Consider the following 4,175-nt stretch of genomic DNA (forward strand, 5'->3'; position numbering starts at 1 on the left):
GGCGCGCGCCGAGCTGGCGCAGGCGCGCGAACAGGGCGAGGCCGGCTTTGCCGCGCTGGCGCCGCTGGCGCAGGACCGCTCGCGCGTGCTGCTGATCCAGCGCGCCCAGCTGGCCCTGGTGGACACGCGCCTGGCATCGGCGCGCGAGGCGGCCGACACCTTGCAGACCCATGTCAGCCTGAACCCCAATGATGCCCAGGCCTGGGCGCTGCTGGCCCAGCTCTGGCAGCGCCTCGATCAGCCGCTCCGCGCGGTGCGCGCGCTGGGCGAGACGCGCGCGGCGGCCGGCGACCTCAATGGCGCGATCGACCGGTTGCGCTCGGGCCTGAATCAGTCGAGGAGTCGCAGCGCCGACCAGATCGAGGCCGCCGTCATCGACGCGCGGCTGCGCCAGCTGCTCTACGAGCGGCGCCAGCTGCTCAGCGAGATGTACCGCGGCAATGTGCCGCCGGGGGCCGAGCTGCCCAATCTGCAGGCACGGCCGCTGACACCCCGGCTGGCAACCCCCTGACGCAGATGACTCAGTGCTGGGTCACGCCGCTGGCTTCGGCGCAGATGGCCCAGATGCGGATCGCGCGGTTGTCGCCGCCATGGTTGCGCAGATTGCACTGGTAGACCTGGGTCGAGTAGTCGGGCCGCGGGCCGGCATAGTTCACATTGATCTCGTCCTGGGCGCTGTTGTTGTCGCGGTGGCCGCAGCCGCCGCCGACCAGACGGGTATTGCCCGGGCAGACCGCCGAATAGCCGGACCAGGTGTTGCCGGCCAGCGTGTGGGTGTGGCTGACATAGTGCAGATGCACCGGTCCGGCCGGCCCCTGATTGCCTTGCGGTCCCTGCGGGCCGACCGGCCCGGTGAAGCCGCGCGGCCCTTGCACGCCCTGGATCCCCTGGATGCCCTGCACACCGGGCGGTCCCTGCAAGCCTTGAACCCCTTGCGGACCTTGCGGCCCCTGGTCGGCCAGGGTCAGGTCCAGCCGGGCCACATGGGCGGTGCCGGTGTTCTCCTTGCTGTCGAAGAAGGCCACGGTGCCCGGGCTGTTCAGCGCGGGCTGCAGCTGCAGGCCATGGTTGCTGGCAGGGTTGGCGATCCAGCCCTTGACGATCTTGCTGATGTCGAGGCTGATGAACTGCTGGGCCTTGCCGACCGCAAAGCTCTGGCCGCTGCCGGCACCGCCATTGACCGGCGCGGCCGCATGGCTGACGCCGGCCTCGTCCCAGGGCGCGTAGACACTCAGCAGCTCCAGCGTGCCGGGCGTGCCGACGCGGTTGACGTAGAGCAGCAGATTGGCCTTGACCAGCTGGGCCGGCTTCAGGCCGCTGGGCAGGCCGCCCAGATCGAAGCGCAGCAAGGCGCTGGCGCCGCCGCCCACGTTCAGCGTCGGCAGGGCACCGAAGTTCTGCGCCGGCAGGCCGGCGTTGATGTGCGTGTCGGCCACCAGCGGCGCGTCCAGCGCGGCCGCCGGCAGGGCCAGGCCCAGCAAGGCAGCGCCGGCCAGGCGGCGGCGCCAGGCCAGCAGGCCCAGACCGCCCAGCATCAGCGCCCAGGTGCCCGGTTCGGGCACGACATTGGCATGCAAGCTGAAGGCCCAGGCGCCGCTGCGCGGGCTGCCGTCGACATTGATGAAGCGTTGCTCGCTGCCCAGATAGCTCAGCCCGGTGTAGTCGGGCTGGCCGCTCATCAGATAGCCCTCGTCCCAGTTGGAGCCCAGCGGGGTATTGCCGTCCTGCGACAGCACCAGCCGGTAGCTGCCGGCCGCCAGGCTGATCGCGAAGCGGGCGTCCCAGCAAAAGCCGCTGACCGGATCGCCGGCCTCGCCGGGGCCGCAGCTGTTCTGGCTGCCGCTGGCCAGCGCCGGCAGCTCGCCGCTGGCCCGATCGAACCGCGCCCGCACCGGCGCGAAACCGCCTTGCAGCCAGGAGCTGCTGAAGGCCTGCACCGGCTCATCGGCAGCCAGCGTGAACTGGGTGACGAAGAGCTGGTCGTCGGTGGTGAAAATGCCCTGGTAGTCCAGGGCGGCGGCGTCGGCCGCCAGGCTCAGGGTGAGGGCGCCTAGGCCCAGCAGGTACTTGCGCAACATGCCGATCTCCGGGTCGAACGCAGACATTGCGTCCTTCTCTTCGGATCAGACGTTTTTACGCCTCGGCCGGCGCCATCGATTCTGGGGGGGTCAGTCGCGCCCCGGGAACAGGCGCTCGATCACCACATCGATCAGCATGCCGCACAGGCTGTAGATCAGCGAGCCGATCAGCGCGGCCCAGAAGCCGGTGACTCTCAGGCCGTCGAGCACCGAGGCGGCGGCCCAGAACATCAGCGCATTGATGATGAAGAGGAACAGCCCCAAGGTGATCACCGTGACCGGCAGGGTCAGCAGCACCAGGATGGGCCGCAGCAAGGTGTTCAGCAGTCCCAGCACCAGGGCCGCGATCAGCGCGGCGCCATAGCTGGTGACGACCACACCGGGGTAGAGGGCGGCCACCAGCAGCAGGGCGCCGGCGAGCAAGAACCATCGCGTCAAGGTTTTCATGCCGCCTAGCATACAAGCGGGCGATGACGCGGCAGGGCTTCACGAATCGGGTCTTTCCCCTGGGGGCTTGCCGATTGATCTGGCGCAAACCCTGGCATACTCGCGGCCAACCGAAAGGGGAGTAGCTACACGACGCCTCGTCGTGGCGGCCGTCCGTCATTACGTTGCCAGCGCCCGCTGGCATCCGGACCCCGCAGCTGGTGGATGTGTCCCCCACATCCGCATCCTGCCCCGCAAGACCTGTCGGTCCGTTGCTTCATCAACTTTTCTACTTGCGGGAGTCTCTGCATGAGCTCGATTGCGGCCCTGTGGCTGTGGATTTTCTTTGCCGGCTCGGTGCTGGTGGCCTTGTTCGTCGACTTCGTCGTGCTGCGCAAGCAGGGCGCGCACGAGGTCAGCGTCAAGGAGGCGATCAACTGGTCGCTGGTCTGGGTGGCCCTGAGCCTGGCCTTCAACGGCCTGTTCTGGTGGGCCGTCAAGGACAGCACCGGCGACGCCGATCTGGCCACGACCAAATCGCTGGAATTCCTGACCGGCTATCTGATCGAGAAGTCGCTGGCGGTGGACAACATCTTTGTCTTCCTGATGATCTTCACCTACTTCTCGGTGCCGCCGGCCTACCAGAAGCGGGTGCTGATGTACGGCATCATCGGCGCCATCGTGCTGCGCACCGTGATGATTCTGGTCGGCAGCTGGCTGATCGCGCAGTTCCACTGGGTGCTCTATGTCTTCGGCGCCTTCCTGCTGATCACCGGTATCAAGATGTGGTGGGCCGCCGGCCANGCGCAGTTCCACTGGGTGCTCTATGTCTTCGGCGCCTTCCTGCTGATCACCGGTATCAAGATGTGGTGGGCCGCCGGCCAGGAGCCTGATCTGGAGAGCAATCCGGCGCTCAAGCTGCTGCGCCGCCTGATCCCGGTCAGCCAGAACTTCGATGGCGAGCGCTTCTTCACCAAGGAGAACGGCAAGCGCCTGGCCACGCCGCTGCTGCTGGTGATCGCGCTGGTGGGTGTCACCGATGTGATCTTCGCGGTCGACTCGATCCCGGCGATCTTCGCGATCACCAACGATCCCTTCATCGTGCTGACCTCCAATATCTTCGCCATCCTGGGTCTGCGGGCGATGTATTTCCTGCTCGCCGCAATGGCCGCCAAGTTCCATCTGCTGAGCTATGGCCTGGCCGTGGTGCTGGCCTTCATCGGCACGAAGATGATGCTGATCGATGTGATCAAGATCCCGGTGCTGGCCTCGCTGGGCGTGGTGGTCGCGATCCTGGCCGTGACCATGGTGCTGAGCCTGCGCACCGCGCCGAAGATCACGAGCACCGAGCAGGCCGGCGAGCGCTGAGCCCGCGCCGAGCCCGGCGCCCCGGACGGCGAACGCCGTCCATCCATCTCCCACACAGCCCCCGGCGGTTCGCCCCGGGGGCTGTCGCATTCTGGGGACGGTCAGGGCGGGATCTTGGTAGAAATGCCCATAAGTAATAGGAATAGTTCGCATTAATGTTACGATTCCGGCCGATCTCAATCCTTGCGTTCGCGCCTTTGCTGTGACTCAAGCCACTCTTGCCGCCCGACCCGGCGGCGTCCCGGAAGCACCGCGCGCGGCGGCGGCTTTGCCGACGCCGCGGATCACTGCGCCGGCGCCGGT

3 protein-coding genes and 1 pseudogene are annotated in these 4,175 nt (G+C 67.5%); 2 read left to right on the forward strand and 2 right to left on the reverse strand.

Features of this window, described 5'->3' with window-relative positions; genetic code table 11:
* A pseudogene (locus PO768_RS28020) lies at positions 1 to 511 on the forward strand (hypothetical protein); the annotation flags it as partial.
* 10 nt (positions 512 to 521) lie between these two features.
* Here PO768_RS28020 and PO768_RS28025 read toward each other — a convergent pair.
* Together PO768_RS28025 and PO768_RS28030 are read right to left on the reverse strand one after the other, a co-directional pair.
* Positions 522 to 2,105: a DVUA0089 family protein gene (locus tag PO768_RS28025; RefSeq protein WP_272648674.1), complete on the reverse strand. Its 1,584-nt coding sequence runs from the start codon at positions 2,103 to 2,105 to the stop codon at positions 522 to 524.
* A gap of 63 nt (positions 2,106 to 2,168) precedes the next feature.
* On the reverse strand, positions 2,169 to 2,525 hold the full coding sequence (locus tag PO768_RS28030) for a phage holin family protein (RefSeq protein ID WP_137945461.1): 357 nt from the start codon (positions 2,523 to 2,525) through the stop codon (positions 2,169 to 2,171).
* A gap of 288 nt (positions 2,526 to 2,813) precedes the next feature.
* On the opposite strand from PO768_RS28030, the gene PO768_RS28035 reads away from it, so the two are divergent.
* Positions 2,814 to 3,872, forward strand: a complete 1,059-nt coding sequence (locus PO768_RS28035) for a TerC family protein (RefSeq protein ID WP_272648675.1) — start codon at positions 2,814 to 2,816, stop codon at positions 3,870 to 3,872.
* Positions 3,873 to 4,175: the final 303 nt, after the last annotated feature.

It is taken from the genome of Paucibacter sp. XJ19-41, assembly GCF_028462495.1.
In the GTDB taxonomy this organism is placed as follows: Bacteria; Pseudomonadota; Gammaproteobacteria; order Burkholderiales; family Burkholderiaceae_C; genus Roseateles_E.

Excerpts from the sequence above, each read along its gene's own strand:
- PO768_RS28025 (WP_272648674.1), bottom strand. The coding sequence starts at position 2,105 with ATGTCTGCGTTCGACCCGGAGATCGGCATGTTGCGCAAGTACCTGCTG.
- PO768_RS28030 (WP_137945461.1), bottom strand. The coding sequence starts at position 2,525 with ATGAAAACCTTGACGCGATGGTTCTTGCTCGCCGGCGCCCTGCTGCTG.